The 16684-nt window shown below is 68.7% G+C and carries 12 protein-coding genes; 11 read left to right on the top strand and 1 reads right to left on the bottom strand.

Annotated features, from left to right (window positions below):
* Position 1: 1 nt before the first annotated feature.
* The 3 genes from AC07NB_RS16455 to murC all read left to right on the top strand — a co-directional run bounded on the left by AC07NB_RS16455 (position 2) and on the right by murC (position 3119).
* On the top strand, positions 2-826 hold the full coding sequence (locus AC07NB_RS16455; RefSeq protein ID WP_291836733.1) for a segregation and condensation protein A: 825 nt from the start codon (positions 2-4) through the stop codon (positions 824-826).
* A complete protein-coding gene (scpB, locus tag AC07NB_RS16450; RefSeq protein ID WP_492313722.1) occupies positions 823-1485 on the top strand; it encodes an SMC-Scp complex subunit ScpB in 663 nt (220 codons plus the stop codon). The genes AC07NB_RS16455 and scpB overlap by 4 nt, the downstream gene beginning before the upstream one ends.
* A 203-nt stretch (positions 1486-1688) precedes the next feature.
* A complete protein-coding gene (gene murC, locus AC07NB_RS16445) occupies positions 1689-3119 on the top strand; it encodes a UDP-N-acetylmuramate--L-alanine ligase (protein WP_492313721.1) in 1431 nt (476 codons plus the stop codon).
* A 7-nt stretch (positions 3120-3126) separates the two neighbouring features.
* Here murC and AC07NB_RS16440 read toward each other — a convergent pair whose 3' ends face one another.
* Positions 3127-3807, bottom strand: coding sequence for a hypothetical protein (locus AC07NB_RS16440; RefSeq protein ID WP_291836736.1), 681 nt, complete (start codon positions 3805-3807; stop codon positions 3127-3129).
* A gap of 123 nt (positions 3808-3930) precedes the next feature.
* Here AC07NB_RS16440 and murB point away from each other — a divergent pair, with 123 nt between their 5' ends.
* The 8 genes from murB to lpxC all read left to right on the top strand — a co-directional run bounded on the left by murB (position 3931) and on the right by lpxC (position 16528).
* Complete coding sequence (gene murB / locus AC07NB_RS16435) at positions 3931-4851, top strand: UDP-N-acetylmuramate dehydrogenase (RefSeq protein ID WP_492313720.1); 921 nt, start codon at positions 3931-3933, stop codon at positions 4849-4851.
* Between the two features lie 35 nt (positions 4852-4886).
* Positions 4887-6488: an MASE1 domain-containing protein gene (locus tag AC07NB_RS16430; RefSeq protein ID WP_494572334.1), complete on the top strand. Its 1602-nt coding sequence runs from the start codon at positions 4887-4889 to the stop codon at positions 6486-6488.
* A 130-nt stretch (positions 6489-6618) separates the two neighbouring features.
* Positions 6619-7557 carry a D-alanine--D-alanine ligase gene (locus AC07NB_RS16425; protein ID WP_494572335.1) on the top strand — a complete coding sequence of 313 codons (939 nt, stop codon included), beginning with the start codon at positions 6619-6621 and terminating at the stop codon, positions 7555-7557.
* Entirely contained in the window at positions 7545-8438 is an 894-nt protein-coding gene (locus AC07NB_RS16420) for a cell division protein FtsQ/DivIB (RefSeq protein WP_291836740.1), read from the top strand. The genes AC07NB_RS16425 and AC07NB_RS16420 overlap by 13 nt, the downstream gene beginning before the upstream one ends.
* Positions 8439-8449: 11 nt before the next feature.
* Entirely contained in the window at positions 8450-9775 is a 1326-nt protein-coding gene (ftsA, locus tag AC07NB_RS16415; protein ID WP_492313716.1) for a cell division protein FtsA, read from the top strand.
* Between the two features lie 247 nt (positions 9776-10022).
* Entirely contained in the window at positions 10023-13496 is a 3474-nt protein-coding gene (locus AC07NB_RS16410; RefSeq protein ID WP_494572336.1) for a TonB-dependent receptor domain-containing protein, read from the top strand.
* A 274-nt stretch (positions 13497-13770) separates the two neighbouring features.
* On the top strand, positions 13771-15348 hold the full coding sequence (ftsZ, locus tag AC07NB_RS16405; RefSeq protein ID WP_494572337.1) for a cell division protein FtsZ: 1578 nt from the start codon (positions 13771-13773) through the stop codon (positions 15346-15348).
* Positions 15349-15628: 280 nt separating this feature from the next.
* Complete coding sequence (gene lpxC, locus AC07NB_RS16400; RefSeq protein WP_291834169.1) at positions 15629-16528, top strand: UDP-3-O-acyl-N-acetylglucosamine deacetylase; 900 nt, start codon at positions 15629-15631, stop codon at positions 16526-16528.
* Positions 16529-16684 lie beyond the last annotated feature (156 nt).

The following is a 16684-nucleotide window of genomic DNA, read 5'->3' as shown; positions in this document are numbered from 1 at the left end:
CATGACCGACGCCTTCCAGCCCAATCTGGACTTCGCAGCCGTCGATCAGGCGGACGAGCGCGACGCCTTCGTGGTCGATCTGGAAGGTTACGAAGGCCCGCTGCATGTGCTGCTGGCGCTGGCGCGGACGCAGAAGGTGGACCTGCTGAAGCTGTCGATCACCCGGCTGGCCGAGCAGTATCTGGCCTTCGTGCACGAGGCGCGGCGGCGCAACTTCGCCCTGGCCGCCGACTATCTCGTGATGGCGTCCTGGCTGGCCTATCTGAAGTCGCGCCTGCTGCTGCCGCGCAACGAGAAGGGCAAGGGCGACGAGGTCCCGGCCGAGGAGATGGCCGCCGCCCTGGCGTTCCGGCTGCAGAAGCTGGAGGCCATGCGCAAGGCGGTGGAGGCGATCCAGTCGCGGCCGCAGCTGAAGCGCGACGTCTTCACCCGCGGCGATCCGGAGGCGCTGGTCATCGTTCCGTCTGACCGCATCGACGCCAGCCTGTATGAGCTGATGGCGGCCTATGTGCAGCAGCGGCGGCGCGAGGAGCAGCGGCGCTACAATCCCGGCCAGCGGGTCGAGGCCTTCCAGCTGGAGGCCGCGCGCGACTGGCTGCGCGAGGTCCTGCCTCGGCTGGAGCAGTGGACGCCGCTGGAGAAGATCGCCCCCGAGAAGCACGGCGACGAGGAAGGCCCCTCGCAGGCCAGCTATACGGCGTCTACCCTGTCGGCCAGTCTGGAGCTGGTAAAGGAGGGGGCCATGGACGTGAAGCAGGCCGAGGCCTTCGCCGACATCTTCCTCAAGCGCCGCGGCCAGGGCCTGCCGCTGGAACTGACCCCATGAGCCTTCAGTTCGCCCCCGACCACATGGAGATCGAGCGCCGAGTCGAGGCGCTGCTGTTCGCCGCCGCCGGGCCGCTGTCGGCCGCCGAGATCGCGCGCCGCCTGCCCGAGGGCGCGGACGTGGGCGGGGCCATCTCGGGCCTGCGCGAACGCTACCAGGGCCGGGGCGTCGAGCTGGAGTGCGTGGCCGACCGCTGGCGCTTCCGCACCGCCGCCGACCTCAGCTTCATGATGACCGAGGAGCGTGAGGAGCCGCGCCGCCTGTCCAAGGCCGCGCTCGAGACCCTGGCCATCATCGCCTACCACCAGCCCTGCACCCGCGCCGAGATCGAGAGCGTGCGCGGCGTCTCCCTGTCCAAGGGCACGCTGGATCTGCTGCTGGAGATGGGGTTCGTGAAGTTGAAGGGCCGCCGCCGCACGCCGGGCCGCCCGGTCACCTACGCCACCGCCGACAAGTTCCTGGAGCATTTCAGCCTGGCCAGCCTGTACGACCTGCCGGGCGTGCAGGAGATGAAGGCGGCGGGCCTGCTGGACCTGTCCATCCCCGTCGGCTTCGAGGTCCCCGACCCGAGCCGCGCGCCGGACGGCGAAGAGACCCCGCTGCTGGACGGCGCCGACGACGGCCCGGAGTTCGCGCAGGACTTCGTGTCGGAGGACTGACGGGACGGGCAGGGCGCCCGGGCGTCGGGCTCCGGTGCGGCCAAGTGATTAGTGGTTAGTGATTAGTGGTTCGATGCTGCGCCGCGAGTGCAGGACGACACCTGCCGGTGAAGCGGCCAACCACTAATCACTAACCACTAATCACTTTCCGGACGCCGACGGCGGGTGATGCATTCCCTTCAAACCCCTGCTAACCCGCTTCGATGATCGCTCGCCTTCGCCCCGTTCCGTTCGACCTCGGCCCCGTCCACTTCGTCGGCATAGGCGGCATCGGCATGAGCGGCATCGCCGAGATCATGCTGAAGATCGGCTATGCGGTGCAGGGCTCGGACGCCAAGGCCAGCGCCAACACCGAGCGGCTGGAGAAACTGGGTGCCAAGGTTTTCATCGGCCATGACGCAGCCCATGTCGCCGACGGCGTCTCGGCGGTGGTCTATTCGACGGCGGTCAAGGCCTCGAACCCGGAGATGATGGCCGCGCGCGAGCGCCGCATCCCCCTGGTCCGCCGGGCCGAGATGCTGGCCGAGCTGATGCGGCTGCAGTTCTCCATCGCGGTCGGCGGCACCCACGGCAAGACGACGACGACCTCGATGGTCGCGGCCCTGCTGGACGCCGCCGGGCTGGACCCGACGGTGGTCAACGGCGGGATCATCAACGCCTACGGCACCAACGCCAAGGTCGGCGACGGCGACTGGATCGTGGTCGAGGCCGACGAGAGCGACGGCAGCTTCCTGCGCCTGAAGTCGACGGTGGCGATCGTCACCAACATCGACCCGGAGCACCTGGACCACTACGGCGACTTCGACGGCGTCCGGAAGGCGTTCGTGGACTTCGTCGAGAACATCCCCTTCTACGGCTTCGCCGCCGTCTGCCTGGACCATCCCGAGGTGCAGCGGCTGGTCGCCTCGATCGATAACCGGCGTCTGGTCACCTACGGGATCAATCCGCAGGCGATGGTCCGGGCCGAGAATTGCGACATGGGCCCCGACGGCTGCCGCTTCGACGTGGTGATCCAGCAGCAGGGCGTGGCCGCGCTGGAAGAGCCGATCCGCATCGAGGGCCTGCACCTGCCCATGGCCGGCTGGCACAATGTCTCCAACGCCCTGGCCGCCATCGCCGTGGCGCGCGAGCTGGACGTGTCGGACGAAGCCATCAAGTCGGGCCTGGCCGGCTTCGGCGGGGTGAAGCGTCGCTTCACGACCACGGGCGTCGCCAATGGCGTGCGCGTCATCGACGACTACGGCCACCACCCGGTCGAGATCGCCGCCGTGCTGAAGGCCGCGCGCCAGGTGGCCGAGGGCCGCGTCATCGCCGTGGTCCAGCCGCACCGCTACACCCGCCTGCGCGACCTGATGGAGGAGTTCTCGACCTGCTTCTCGGACGCCGACGTGGTGATCGTGGCCGACGTCTATCCGGCGGGCGAGGCGCCCATCGAGGGCGTGGACAAGCATGCGCTGGTCGACGGCATCCGCCGCTTCGGCCACCGCTCCGTGCAGCCGCTGGAGAACGCCGCCGTCCTGCCGCGCACCATCCGCGAAGAGGCGAAGCCCGGCGATCTCGTCGTCCTGCTGGGCGCCGGCGACATCACCAGCTGGGCCTACGCCCTGCCGGCGCAGTTGGAGGCGTTGGGGTAGGCCGCAGCTATCCCAAGTGATCCAGAATCATGTTTCCGGCGACGAAGGCCAGGAAGCCGACCATGACGAAGGCCGTCGCGAACGAGGTCAGCCATTCCTGCCGATCCTTCAGCCTCAGGATCTCGGCGTCATCCAGGCCGCCCGCCTTCATCCGCTTCTGATCCGCGTCGATGAAGGGGAGCAGCACGGCGAAGCTCAGGGCCATCGGCAAGAAGACGAGAACCAGATTGGCCAGGCTGGAGAAGGAGGCGCGCCCTGCGCTGAACCGGCCGAGGAATTCGTTCAACGCCTGCTGGTGGGACAGCGGCGCATAGGCGGCCAAAAGGGATGCGATCCCGATGGCGTAGAGCGCGACGTAGAGCATGATCTGGCCTGGCGTCTTTTTCACGCGAGGGGGCGGCAGGGTCGGCTCCGAGCCGAAGCGGGGCATAGGCGCGCCGACCCGCCAGGCGCCTGAATCCTGCTTGCGCCGGACATGCCATGACCATCGATGCACGGCGCGATGGACGAGCGGCAGTCCTACGAAGGCCAGGAAGGTCGTCAGGATCAGGTTCAGCGCGGCCTCCGCCGTGATCGAGACCCCGGTGTAGACGTTGATCGCATAGACGAACGCGATCCAGCCCAGCAGCATGCCGACCGTCGCGATCAGCCATAACAGAACCAGTGTGAGGATCGCGGCGGGCTTCATGGGGCGAAGCTAGGGGATGGAGGGGTGCGCGGGCCAGTGAAACCGGCGCCGGAGTCGCACGCTAAGGCCAGGCGACCGCTTGCCCCCTTGGACATCGGCTCCGGCGCCGCTATCGGACTTCCCATGACCCGGCTCGACACCCTCCCCACCGTCCGCGGCAAGCTGCTGCTGAATGAACCGCTGGGGCCGTTCACCTGGTTCCGGGTGGGCGGAAACGCCGACGCCCTGTTCATCCCGGCGGACGCCGAGGACCTGGCCGACTTCCTGAAGGCGCTGGACCCGTCCACGCCGGTGACGGTGCTGGGCGTCGGTTCGAACGTCATCGTGCGCGACGGCGGGGTCGAGGGCGTGGTGATCCGGCTGGCGGGGCGTCCGTGGGCGCAGGTGACGACCGACGGCGACACCGTCACGGCGGGCGCCGGCGCGCTGGACTCGATGGTGGCCAAGGCGTCCGCGAAAGCGGGCATCGGCGGGCTGGAGTTCTATGCGGGCATCCCGGGCACCATCGGCGGCGCCCTGACGATGAACGCGGGCTGCTACGGCTCCGAGACCAAGGACATCCTGGTCTCCGCCTGGGGGCTGACCCGCCAGGGCGAGCGCGTGGACTATGCGCTGGCCGACTTCGGCTACACCTACCGCCACTCCGAGGCGCCCGCCGACATCATCTGGGTCGAGGCCGTCTATCGCGGAACGCCCGCCGATCCGGAAGCCGTGTCGGCCAAGATCAGCGAGATCACCAGCCGCCGCGAGCAGACCCAGCCAATCCGCGAGAAGACCGGCGGCTCGACCTTCAAGAACCCCGAGGGTCATTCCAGCTGGAAGCTGGTCGACGAGGCGGGATGGCGCGGCAAGCTGCACGCGGTCACCGGGGGCGGGGCCATGTTCAGCGAGCTGCACTCCAACTTCATGATCAACCCGGGCGAGGCGACCGCGGCGGACATCGAGGGGCTGGGCGACGCCGTCCGCGCCGACGTGCTGGCCAAGACGGGCGTCCAGCTGGACTGGGAGATCAAGCGCATCGGCCGCCCGGCCGCCCGGACTTAAGCCTCCGTTCACCACGCTTCGCCAAGCTTGGCGGCATGATCTCCTTCCCGCTCCGGCCCGGTCTGACGCCGGTTCGCCTGATCGCGCTTGTCATGCTCGGTCTGACGGCAGGCCTGCTGTCCTACGCCTCCTCGCTGTTCTTCGCGGGCACGCCGGGCATCACCGCCTTCTGGCCGGCCAACGCCCTGGTGCTGGCCTATGTCCTGCGGGTCTGCCGGACGCCGCGGGAGAGCCGACTGGCGCTGGCGGTGACGCTCGTCGGAATGGTCACGGCCAATCTGGTCATGGGACGGCCGGTCGAGGTCGCCGTGGCCTTCCCGATCGCCAATGTCGTCGAGATCGGCGTCGCCGCCTGGTTCATGCGGCGGATCGCCATGCCGTTGTGCGGTCTGCGCGACCTGCGTCAGTTCCTGCTGGGCGCCGTGCTGGGCGGCCCTCTGGCCTCGACCCTGATCGCCGCCTTCTTCATGTGGGTCCGGCTGGGAATGACCGGAGAGGCGTTGGCGGGGGCGGCGGGCACATGGCTTCTGGCCGACATGATGGGCATGGCCGTCGTGGCGCCGTTCGCCCTGTCGCTGGGGTCCGTCGTTCGTGGCGCATGGCTGAAGGGGCTGACCGCGCCCATGGTCATCTGCGGGGTCTGTTTCGTCCTGTGCTGGCAGGCGCAGGTTCCGGTCATCTTCCTGGCCTTCCCTCTGGTGGGGTGGGCGGTGCTGAGAGATCGCGACCGGGGCGGAGCCCTGGGCGTGGGGGCCGTGGCCATCGCCGTGATCGGCGCCGCCCTGCTGGGCCAGGGCCCCATCGCGCGCCTGCCGCAGTTCGGCGTGGACCCTGGCATCGCCGTGCCGGTCTTCTTCGGCGCGCTGGTCCTGACCGCCTATCCCCTCGCGGCCCTGCTGAAGGAACTGGATGTCGTCGCCGCCGAACTGGACCGTCGCCGCGCCCAGGCCGAGACGGACAGCGCCGCCAAGTCCCGGCTGATCGGACAGGTCGGCGAGGAGCTGCGTTCGCCCCTGACGGGGGTGGTCACGGTCGCGGAGATGTTGAGAAGCGGCCGCCTGGGCGAACTGAACGAGCGCCAGCGCGACCTGCTGGCCCGGATCGCCGAGAGCGGCGCGGAAATCGAGAGCCTCAGCCACGAGATGGTGGCGCTGGCGGACGGCGGCGGACGGGGATCGCGGGCGTCGTCGGTCGCGGAGGTCGTGGAGGCGGCCATCGGCTCGGCGCGCTTCCGCGCCAATCGGGCCCGGGTCTCGCTGCAGGCGCTGTCCGGCGAGCCCTACTGGCGCGCCGGCATAGACGCCGACCGCCTGAAGCGACTGGTTCAGGACGCCCTGGGCGCCGCCGTCGACGCCGCGCCCGCGGGCACGACCGTCCGGGTGGTCGTCGGCCTGGCCGGCGACGATCATCTGGAGGTCACCGTCGAGGATGCCGGCGCGCGGACCCTGACCGAGCGCGAAACGCGGTTCGCCACGGCCCGGCGCACGTCCCCGGCCGCGGACGGGGTGGCCTTTGATCGCGCCGAGCTGCGCCGGCTGGGCGGCGATCTGTGCTTCGGTCCCGGCGCCCTGGGCGGGGGCAGGCTGACGATCGTGCTGGCCCGGGCGCCGAACGAGGCCGCCGTCCGGGCCGCTTGACGCGCCGGGCGGCTGTCGCCGTCACCAGGTCACCCTCAATTTATCTCGCCCGGGGCCGCTTCTGGTTAAGGCTTCTTAACCGTCCCCACGGCAATCGGTTGGGGGGCGCTGAAGATGCCCGGAGCCGATCATGACCCGCCCGCTTTCCGATCTGCACGTCGCCGTCCTGATGGGCGGGCTGTCGTCCGAGCGCGAGGTCTCGCTGAGCTCGGGCGAGCAGTGCGCGAAGGCTCTGGAAGGACAGGTCGCCCGGATCACCCGCGTCGACGCGGGCCGCGACCTGGCCCAGGTGCTGACCGCGCTGCAGCCCGACGTGATCCTGAACGCCCTGCACGGGGAATGGGGCGAGGACGGCTGCGTCCAGGGCATCCTGGAGACCCTGCAGATTCCCTACACCCACTCCGGCGTCCTGGCCTCGGCCCTGACCATGGACAAGGACAAGACCAAGTCGATCCTGCGCGCCGCCGGGGTCGAGGTGCCGGGCGGCGGCCTGTTCAACCGGTTCGAGGTGGCCCGCCGCCACGTCCTGCCGCCTCCCTATGTGATCAAGCCCAACGCCGAGGGATCGTCGGTCGGGGTCTATCTGGTGCCCGAAGGCGCCAACGGCCCGCAGGCCGAGGTCGGCGCGCCCGGCTGGACCTATGGCGACGAGGTGATGGTCGAGCCCTACATCCCCGGCAAGGAGCTGGCGGTCGCGGTGATCGGCGAGGCCTCGGGCCCGCGCGCCCTGACCGTGACCGACATCACTCCGGTGAAGGGCTTCTATGACTATGAGGCCAAGTATGCGCCGGGCGGGTCGGTCCACAAGCTTCCGGCCGAGCTGCCAGCCCATGTGTTCGAGGCCGCGATGCGGGAGGCCGAGCTGGCCCACAAGGCGTTGGGTTGCCGAGGCGTTAGCCGGTCCGACTTCCGTTATGACGATCTTAAGGACGTTCTGGTCCTCTTGGAGGTCAATACCCAGCCAGGCATGACGCCGACCTCGCTCGTTCCCGAGCAGGCCGCCTACTGCGGGATGGCGTACAAAGACCTGGTCCGGTGGATGGTGGAGGACGCCTCATGCCCGCGGTAGTTCGCGGCGGTCGGCGACAGAGTTCGAACCAGCCCGCAAAACGCGGCGCGGCTCCCGCAAACAAGGGGCGCGGCCGCGCACCTCGCAACGCCCAGGCCATTCCCGGCAAGATGGCGGCCATCGGCCGCCTCGACCTGTCGCCGCGCGCCGTGGTGATCTCGATCGCGGCCGGCGTGGTCCTGCTGGGCGCCGTGCTGGCGACCGGGGCGCGGGCCGAGCGGATCGGCGCCTCTATCGGCCATGGCCTGGACGGGGTGACCGCCGGCATGGGTCTGAAGCTGGACAAGGTCTACATCGAGGGCGAGAGCCCCGAGGCCACCGCCGCCATCCAGCGGGCGGTGCAGCTTAACGCCGGTCAGGCCATGACCTCGATCGACCTGAACGCCGTGCGCGAACGGGTCGAGGCGGTGGGCTGGGTCAAGTCGGCGCGGGTCGTGCGCCTGCTGCCCAACACCCTCATCATCGACGTCACCGAGCATGACCGCCTGGCCGTCTGGCAGGTGGCCGGTCAGGCCTGGGTCATCGACGGCCACGGCAAGGTCATCCCGGGCGCCGACGCCGGCCGCTATCCCAATCTTCCGCTGGTCGTGGGCAAGGGCGCCGAACAGGCCGCCGCCGAGGTGCTGCCGCTGATCGCCCAGCGCCCGCGCCTGATGAGCCGGCTGGAGGCCCTGGTGCGCGTGGACGAGCGCCGCTGGGACCTGCGCCTGAAGGACGGCAGCCTGATCCAGCTGCCCGCCACCAACCAGGACGCCGCCCTGATCCAGCTCGACGAGATGGACCAGCGCCGCCGCCTGCTGGAGCTGGGATTCTCCCGGATTGACCTGAGAACGCCGGAAGAGGTCGCGGTCCGGCCCTCGTCCGCCGACGGTAGAGCTTGAGAGGGCAGGGGATGGCCGGACGGTCTGTGGACAAATCTGTTGATGGTCGGGGCGCGGCGGGCCGCGCGCCGGTCGTGGCCGCGCTCGACCTGGGTCAGTCCAAGGTCGGCTGCTTCATCATGAAGCCCGAGGGCGTGCGTCACGCCGACCGGACCATCCGGGTCGCCGGCGCGGGCCACGTTCAGTCGCGCGGCATCAAGGGCGGCGGCATCATCAGCATGGACGAGGCCGCCCAGGCCATCGGCCACGCCGTCGAGCGCGCCGAGCGCGCGGCGGGCTCTCCCGTCTCGGGCGTCGTCGTCACCACGGCCATCGGCCAGATGGCCAGCCACCGCGTCCAGTCGCGCGTCTCCCTGAGCCAGAACCCGGTCGGCGACGCCGACCTGGCCCGCGCCATCGGCATGGCCCTGGCGCAGATTCGCCTGCCCAACCGCCGTCCGATCCACGTCCTGCCGATCGCCTGGTCGGTCGACGGGGCGCGTGGCGTGCACGATCCGCGCTCGATGCGCGGCCATTCGCTGGGCCTCGACCTGCTGGTCGTCTCCATGGCCGAGAGCGCCTTCACGGCCCTGAGCCACTGCCTCGAACTGGCGCACCTGGACCTGCAGGGCGTGGTCGCCGCGCCGGTGGCCTCGTCGCTGGCCGCGCTGGAAGACGACGAGATGGATCTCGGCTGCGTCTGCATCGACATGGGCGGCGGCGCGACCTCGGCGGCGGTCTGGGGCGGACGCAGCCTGCTGCACATCGAATCGCTGAACGTCGGCGGCGACCATGTCACCGCGGACATCGCCCGCGGCCTGTCGACCTCCCGTGCGGGGGCCGAGCGGCTCAAGACCCTGCACGGCTCGGCCATGGCCTCGGCGAACGAGGACCGCGAGATGCTGGAGGCCCCGCCGCGCGGCGAGGATCCGTCCGCCGGGCCGGTCGTGGTGCCGCGCGCCATGCTGAAGACCGTCATCGCCCCGCGCGTGGAGGAGACGCTGGAGCTGCTCCGCGACCGCCTGCGCAGCGCCGGCGTGGGCCTGGAGCCGGGCGCCGGCCTGGTCCTGACCGGCGGCGCGAGCCAGCTGAACGGCGTGCGCGAACTGGCGGTGCGGGTGTTCGACCGCCCGGTCCGCCTGGGCAAGCCCCAACGGGCGCCTCACCTGGCCGACGCCGCCTCCGGCCCGGCCTTCTGTTCGGCCGCGGGCGTGCTGCTGCGGGCCGCCTACGGCCCGCGCGAAGCCGTTTCGGCCCGCAAGCTGATGTCCCGGCAGATCACCGCCGCGGACGCCCCCCGCGCCCACGCCGGCGGCCTGGTGGCCCGCGCCGCGGGCTGGCTGCGCGAGAACCTTTAAGGCGCCGCCGAGGCGAGCCGCGACGCCCGCAAGGTCGCATTTTGCCGCTATCTCGCCGCAAGGGGCGGTTTTTCTCGCTTGGATGGCGAGACTGTGTCCGGATTGTAACAACCGAGGTCTTGAGTGGTCGCCGTGCGGCCACATTCTCTTGTCGCCGCCATCTTTGCTGCTAGCGTGCCGAGAGAAGCAGTGTGCCGTTCTGTGACGGTCGCTGCGTCCTGCATCATCATCGGTTGGGGCCCAACACATGCTAATCAAGCGCAAGTACCTCTTTGGCACGACGATCCTGGCGGGGGTCATGGCTGTGGCGGCTCCGGCCTTCGCGCAGAGCCAACTTCCGGGCGTCACCGTCCAGGGCGAGTCCGCCCAAGACGCGACCGACCTCGGCGAAGTCGTCATCACCGGCACGCGTATCCGTCGTGACCCGACCAACTCGCCGACCCCGCTGATCCAGGTGAACCGCGAGCAGCTGCTGGAAACCGGCCAAGCGACCGTCATCGACTACCTGGCCACCATCCCGGCCCTGTCGAACTCGCAGGTTCCGTCGGACACCACCGGCTCGCTGAACATCGGCGGTCTGTCGCTGGCCAACCTGCGCTCGCTGGGTTCGACCCGCACCCTGACCCTGGTTGACGGCCGTCGCCACGTCTCGTCCTCGTCCGGCACCCTGGCCGTCGACGTCGACTCGATCCCGCGTCTGCTGATCGAGAACATCGAAATCGTCACCGGCGGCGCCTCGTCGGTCTACGGCGCTGACGCCGTCGCCGGCGTGCTGAACTTCGTCCTGCGCAAAGACTTCGAAGGTCTGGAAATCGACGCCCGCTACCGTCAGATCAACCAAGACGGCCAAGCCAACATCGATATCGCGGCCCTGCTGGGTCACAACTTCCTCGACGACCGTCTGAACGTCTATCTGTTCGCCGAGCACGAAGACATCGACCGGATCCGCCCGGCCGACATCGACTGGCTGCGCGACGCCTCGCTGCTGGTCGGCAACGACGCCGATCCGACCGCCGCGCCGTACGACAACCAGATGGACTCGCTGCTGTACAGCGGCCTGCGCACCCTGTCGCGCATGCCCTGGGGCGTCACCGTCCTGGCCAACACGCAACGTCCGAGCGCGACCACCGACCCCGACGTTCCGGCCGGCGCCTGCGGCAGCCGCGCTGGTTTCGCCGACGGCCTGGGCAACCTGAACTTCGTCGCGCCCAGCAGCAACTGCTTCAACCTGGAGCCGGGCAAGACCTACCTGTACGACGGCACGACCCCGCGTCTGGCCAACTTCGGCGTCCGCGTCAGCCAGACCGGCCTGAACCGCACGCTGAACATCGGCGGCGACGGCATCAACCCGAACACCGAGTTCTCGGGCGACACCGCCACGCCGCGTTCGGTTTCGAGCCGCTTCCAGACCGGCCTGAACTTCCGTCTGTCGGACAGCATCAACCTGTATGCTGAAGCCAAGTACACGACCGAAGAAACCGACATCATCACCCAGCCGGTGTTCGGCGACGTCATCATCCGTGACGGCGTGGAAGTCGTGACCCGCGCCAGCGCGGCTCCGGGCGCTGTCCAGACCTTCCGCATCGTCGGCGCCAACGAAGTTCAGCCGATCTTCAACAACCAGACCTTCATCACCCGTCTGGACAACGCCTTCCTGCCGGCCAGCCTGCGCACGCTGATCTCGCAAAACCGCTACCAGCAATACGGCGCCGGCACCGCCAGCGGTCCGGGCGCTCCGACGAACCCGGAAGGTACGGCTGACGGCCTGACGCCGGGCGCCTTCGCCCGTCACCGCTTCTTCTCGAACGACCGGAAGCAGTTCAACACCCGCGACGTGCAGCGTTACGTCGTCGGCGGCAACGGCGACCTGGGCGACTTCGGCTTCATCCGCGACCTGGCGTGGGACCTGTCCTACACCTACGGCAAGATGGAGAACGAGAACCGCGAAGAGGGCGTCGACATCCTGCGCTTCGGCCTGGCGCAAGACGCCGTGGTCGACACGACCGGCGCCCTGGGCACCGTCGGCGCCATCGTCTGCCGTGCGCGCCTGCTGGACCGTCAGGGCCAGTTCGTCGCGGACTACCGTCCGGGCTCGCAGAACCTCACCACGCTGGCCTACGACAAGAGCCTGCGTGCGACCGATCCGTCGGCCATCGACAACTGTAAGCCGCTGAACGTGTTCGGCCCGGGCAACCAGTCGCAGGAAGCCCTGGATTACGTCTACGCCGACCTGACCGTCCGCGAGCAGAACGAACAGCACAACGCGATCTTCTCGCTGGCCGGCCGTCTGTGGGACGTGCTGGGCGCGGGTGAGATGGGCGTCGCCATCGGCGGCGAATACCGCAAGGAAATCGCTTCGGGCATCGGTCGTGACGCCGACACCCGCGGTCGCTGGCTCTTCCTGAACACCGGCGCCGACATGCCGGAAGCCTCCTACGAGTCCAAGGAAGCCTTCGCCGAAATCTCCCTGCCGCTGATCCGCGATCACTGGCTGGGCGAGTACGCCGAACTGTCGGCCTCGTACCGCTACGCCGACTACGATCTGTACGGCAACGCGGACGTCTACGGCGTGAACCTGGTCTACCGTCCGATCCCGGACATCACCTTCAAGACCAGCTACAACACCTCGTTCCGCGCTCCGACGCTGTTCGAAGGCTTCCGCGGCACCGCGCAGACCTTCGCCAACGGCTTCACGGACTCCTGCGACGCCCGGGTCATCTCGCAACTCAGCGACCCGAACCTGCGTAGCCGCCGGATCCAGAACTGTACCGCTCTGGCGGCGCAGCGGGGCGTCACGGGCCTGACCTTCGACTACAGCGACATCAACGACGGCGACGGCACCGTCCGTTACACCCCGATCGACAACGGCCAATACGGCGCGGGTTCGATCGCCGGTGTGAACGCCGGTAACCGCAACCTGAAGCCGGAAACCTCGGACAGCTTCACCTTCACGGTGGGCCTCCAGCCGCGGTTCATCCCGAACTTCTCGCTGGTCCTCGACTACTACGAGATCCAGATCGACGACGTGATCGCCTCGGTTACGGCCCAGACCGCCGCCAACCTCTGCGTCAACGGTCCGGACAACGGCCAGCCCGCTGGCCCGACGCCGACGCTGAACCAACAGTTCTGCGACAGCATCACGCGTAGCGGCACGAGCTTCCTGGTCACCACCTTCGTCCAGCAGTCGTACAACTACGCCAAGCGCACCACCCGCGGCCTGGACTTCACCGCCCGTTACAGCTTCGACTCGCAAGAGCTGTTCGGCCGCAACTTCGGCACGTTCAACTACTCCCTGCGCGGGTCGTGGCTGATCGAGCAGAAGAACTTCAACAACATCGCTGACCCGAACGACTTCACGGAATCGGCGAGCACGGTCTTCTTCCCGCGCGTTCGTCTGACCTCGCAACTGGCGTGGGCTCCGACCGACGCCCTGACCGTGACCTGGGGTGTCGACTGGCAGTCGTCGCAGAACATCTCGTTCCTGCGTGACTTCGTCCGCAACCCGGACGCTTCGGACGTGAACTACATCGAGACCGGCAACTTCGCCCGTCACGACCTGAACGTTCGCTTCAACGTTCGCGACGACCTGACCCTGTCGGCCGGCGTGACCAACATCTTCGACGCCGAGCAGCCCGCGTGGCTGAACGCGGGCGCGCTGGTCAGCTCGTTCGACCCCTACGGTCGCCGCTTCAACATCGGCCTGAACTACCGTCCCTGGTAAGTCCGGTCTGATCTGAAACGGAAAGGGCGGCTCGAAAGAGCCGCCCTTTTTCGTTGCGCCGATACGAAGGCCCGACCGGCGTCATCCACCGCCGAAGGGGCGTTTTCTGTTGTGAAGGTTAATGAAACTCGTGGCTGGAGCTCCGACTCAGCCTATCCGGTAACACTCCCTTAAGCAGTTCGGGCGCTTCCTTAACGCGCTCATAACCAATGCGATTCGGCGGGGTTCTCGCATTGGGACTGCAAGGGCAGGGTCGGAATTAGGGTCGGAAAACATGTCTCTCTCGCTGGTGCGTCCGCAAGCTACGGAATTGAAGCCCCGCATCGTCGTGTTCGGCGTCGGCGGAGCCGGCGGGAACGCCGTCAACAACATGATCGACGCCGGTCTCGAGGGCGTTGAGTTCGTGGTGGCCAACACCGACGCGCAGCACCTGTCGTTCGCCAAGACCGACCGCCGCATCCAGCTGGGCGAGACGATCACGCAAGGCCTGGGCGCCGGCGCCCACCCCGAGGTCGGCATGAACGCCGCCGAGGAATCCGCCGAGGAAATCTTCGGGCACCTGGACGGCGCCCATATGGTCTTCATCACCTGCGGCATGGGCGGCGGCACCGGCACCGGCGCGGCCCCCGTCATCGCCAAATGCGCCCGTGACCGCGGCATCCTGACGGTCGGCGTGGTGACCAAGCCCTTCACCTTCGAAGGCCGTCACCGCATGCGCCTGGCCGAGGCCGGCATCGCCGAGCTGCAGCGCTACGTCGACACCCTGATCGTCATCCCGAACCAGAACCTGTTCCGCGTCGCCAACGAGCGCACGACCTTCGCCGACGCGTTCGGCATGGCCGACCAGGTGCTGCACTCGGGCGTCCGCTCGATCACCGACCTGATGATCCTGCCCGGCCTGATCAACCTGGACTTCGCCGACGTGCGCGCCGTCATGTCCGAGATGGGCAAGGCGATGATGGGCACCGGCGAGGCCACGGGCGACGACCGCGCCCTGATGGCGGCCCAGAACGCCATCGCCAACCCGCTGCTGGACGAAACCTCGCTGAAGGGCGCCAAGGCCGTGCTGGTGAACATCACCGGCGGCATGGACATGACCCTGCTGGAAGTCGACGAGGCCGCCAACGCCATCGCCGGCGAAGTGGACGCGGACGCCAACATCATCTTCGGGGCTGCCTTCGATCCCGCCCTGGACGGCAAGATCCGCGTCTCGGTCGTCGCGACCGGGATGGAAGACCTGGCCGCGGCCAAGGCCCCGCCGTCGACCGGCTCGGTCTTCGAGACCCGCCGTCCGGCCCCCGCCTTCGCGCCGCGCACGCCGGAGCCGGTTCGCACCGAACGTGCGGCCGAGCCGGTCCGCGCCGAACTGCGCAACCGCGCCGAAGAGGCGCCGATCGTCCCCACCTTTCAATCCGCTCAGCCGACGTACGGCGCTGTAGCCCAGGCCCCCGAGGCCCGGCCGGAGCCGGTCATCCACGTCGCCGAAGAGCGCACGCTGGAGCCGATCGTCGATCCGTGGGTCGAGGAATATGAGTCCGGCCCGCGTTCGGCCGTCGAAAAGACCCCGCAGGCCCAGGGCGAGCTGTACCTGGACCGCGCCGCCGCCGCGGCCGAGCCCGCGCCGCGTCCGGAACCGGCGTACGACGACTATGACGACCGGGACCACCGCAAGAGCGGCTGGAGCCTGTTCGGCAAGAAGCGCACTCAGCCGCAACCGACCTATCCGGCGGGCGGCAATCGCCAGACGGAAATGCGCCAGACCACTCAAACCCAGCCGACCGTCGAGCCGGAACTGGGCCAGGCCGAGGACGATCTCGAGATCCCGTCCTTCCTGCGTCGCCTGGCCAACTAGACCCCCTGCGCATCGCCTGCATCGCCGCCCCGGAGGAGACTCCGGGGCGGTTTTGCATGGGCGAGCGGTCGAGAAAGCCGCTTCGCGCGGCGCCCGATGTGCGCGCCCGGCGGGCAAGGAACCGGACGTGATCCTCTTCGCCTTACGGGCGGGGTCCTGTTTCAGACCGAAACAATCCGAAACCCGACTTTGATTTTCCGCTTGTTCACCATCCTCTAGACCGTGCGTGGGGCGAACTCCGCACGCAGAGGCGGAACGCAAAGATGCAGAGAGTTTGAGTTTGTCGGTCCGCAACGACCATCTCCAGAAGACGACCGTCGCGCCCGCGATCATCGCCGGCGTGGGCGTGCACACGGGCGACCGTGTGCGCCTGGCCGTGCGCCCGGCGCCGGTCGGCACGGGAATCGTCTTCGTGCGCACCGACATCACCGATCGCGACAACCGCATCCCCGTCTCGGGCGAGGCCGTCATCGACGCCCGCCTGAACACCATGATCGAGAACGCCGCCGGCGTGCGCCTGTCGACCATCGAGCACCTGATGGCCGCCTTCGCCGCCCTGGGCGTGTCGAACGCCGTGGTCGAGGTGGACGGCCCCGAGCTGCCGATCCTGGACGGTTCGGCGCTGCAGTTCGTCCAACTGCTGGATCGGGCCGGGTTCCGCCGTCAGCCGGAACCGGTGCGCTATATCGAGATCCTTGAGCCGATCCGGGTTCAGGACGGCGACAAGAGCGCCGCCCTGCTGCCCTGCGACCGCTATGAGATGCGGTTCGAGATCGATTTCGACACCCCGGTCATCGGCAACCAGGTCGTGGACTTCGTGGTCGACGAGCAGACCTTCCGCGACGAGATCATGGCCGCCCGCACCTTCGGCTTCGCCCATGAGGTCGAGGCCCTGCGCAAGGCCGGCCTGGCCCGCGGCGGCTCGCTGGAGAACGCCGTGGTCATCGACGGCGACCAGATCCTGAACCCGGGCGGGCTGCGCATGGAGCGTGAGTTCGTGAAGCACAAGGCGCTGGACGCCATCGGCGACCTGTACGTGCTCGGCGCGCCCCTGCTGGGCCGCTATGAGGGCGTGAAGGCCGGCCACGCGATCAACAACCTGCTGGTCCGCGAACTGCTGGCCAACCCGCAGGCCTGGCGCGAAGTCGTGCGCGTGCCCGAGCTGGCGATGGCCGGGTGAAATTCTTTTAATTTTTAAGAACTTGTGACCCCTCCGAGAAGCCGTCAGTCCTGTTCGGACTGATGTTGTTTGGGGGTGAAGTTCTTGAAACGCCTTAAGCCTTTGCGACTCCTGACGGCGCTGGCGTTGGGGCTCGCTTGTAGCCCGGCCGTCGCC

This window comes from Brevundimonas sp. GW821-FHT09G01, from assembly GCF_059416065.1.
This window is presented reverse-complemented; position numbering and strand designations above follow the sequence as displayed.

Coding starts and splice junctions, on each gene's coding strand:
- scpB (WP_492313722.1), top strand. CDS start 823: ATGAGCCTTCAGTTCGCCCCCGACCACATGGAGATCGAGCGCCGAGTC.
- AC07NB_RS16455 (WP_291836733.1), top strand. CDS start 2: ATGACCGACGCCTTCCAGCCCAATCTGGACTTCGCAGCCGTCGATCAG.
- AC07NB_RS16440 (WP_291836736.1), bottom strand. CDS start 3,807: ATGAAGCCCGCCGCGATCCTCACACTGGTTCTGTTATGGCTGATCGCG.
- AC07NB_RS16430 (WP_494572334.1), top strand. CDS start 4,887: ATGATCTCCTTCCCGCTCCGGCCCGGTCTGACGCCGGTTCGCCTGATC.
- murC (WP_492313721.1), top strand. CDS start 1,689: ATGATCGCTCGCCTTCGCCCCGTTCCGTTCGACCTCGGCCCCGTCCAC.
- ftsA (WP_492313716.1), top strand. CDS start 8,450: ATGGCCGGACGGTCTGTGGACAAATCTGTTGATGGTCGGGGCGCGGCG.
- murB (WP_492313720.1), top strand. CDS start 3,931: ATGACCCGGCTCGACACCCTCCCCACCGTCCGCGGCAAGCTGCTGCTG.
- AC07NB_RS16420 (WP_291836740.1), top strand. CDS start 7,545: ATGCCCGCGGTAGTTCGCGGCGGTCGGCGACAGAGTTCGAACCAGCCC.
- ftsZ (WP_494572337.1), top strand. CDS start 13,771: ATGTCTCTCTCGCTGGTGCGTCCGCAAGCTACGGAATTGAAGCCCCGC.
- AC07NB_RS16425 (WP_494572335.1), top strand. CDS start 6,619: ATGACCCGCCCGCTTTCCGATCTGCACGTCGCCGTCCTGATGGGCGGG.
- AC07NB_RS16410 (WP_494572336.1), top strand. CDS start 10,023: ATGCTAATCAAGCGCAAGTACCTCTTTGGCACGACGATCCTGGCGGGG.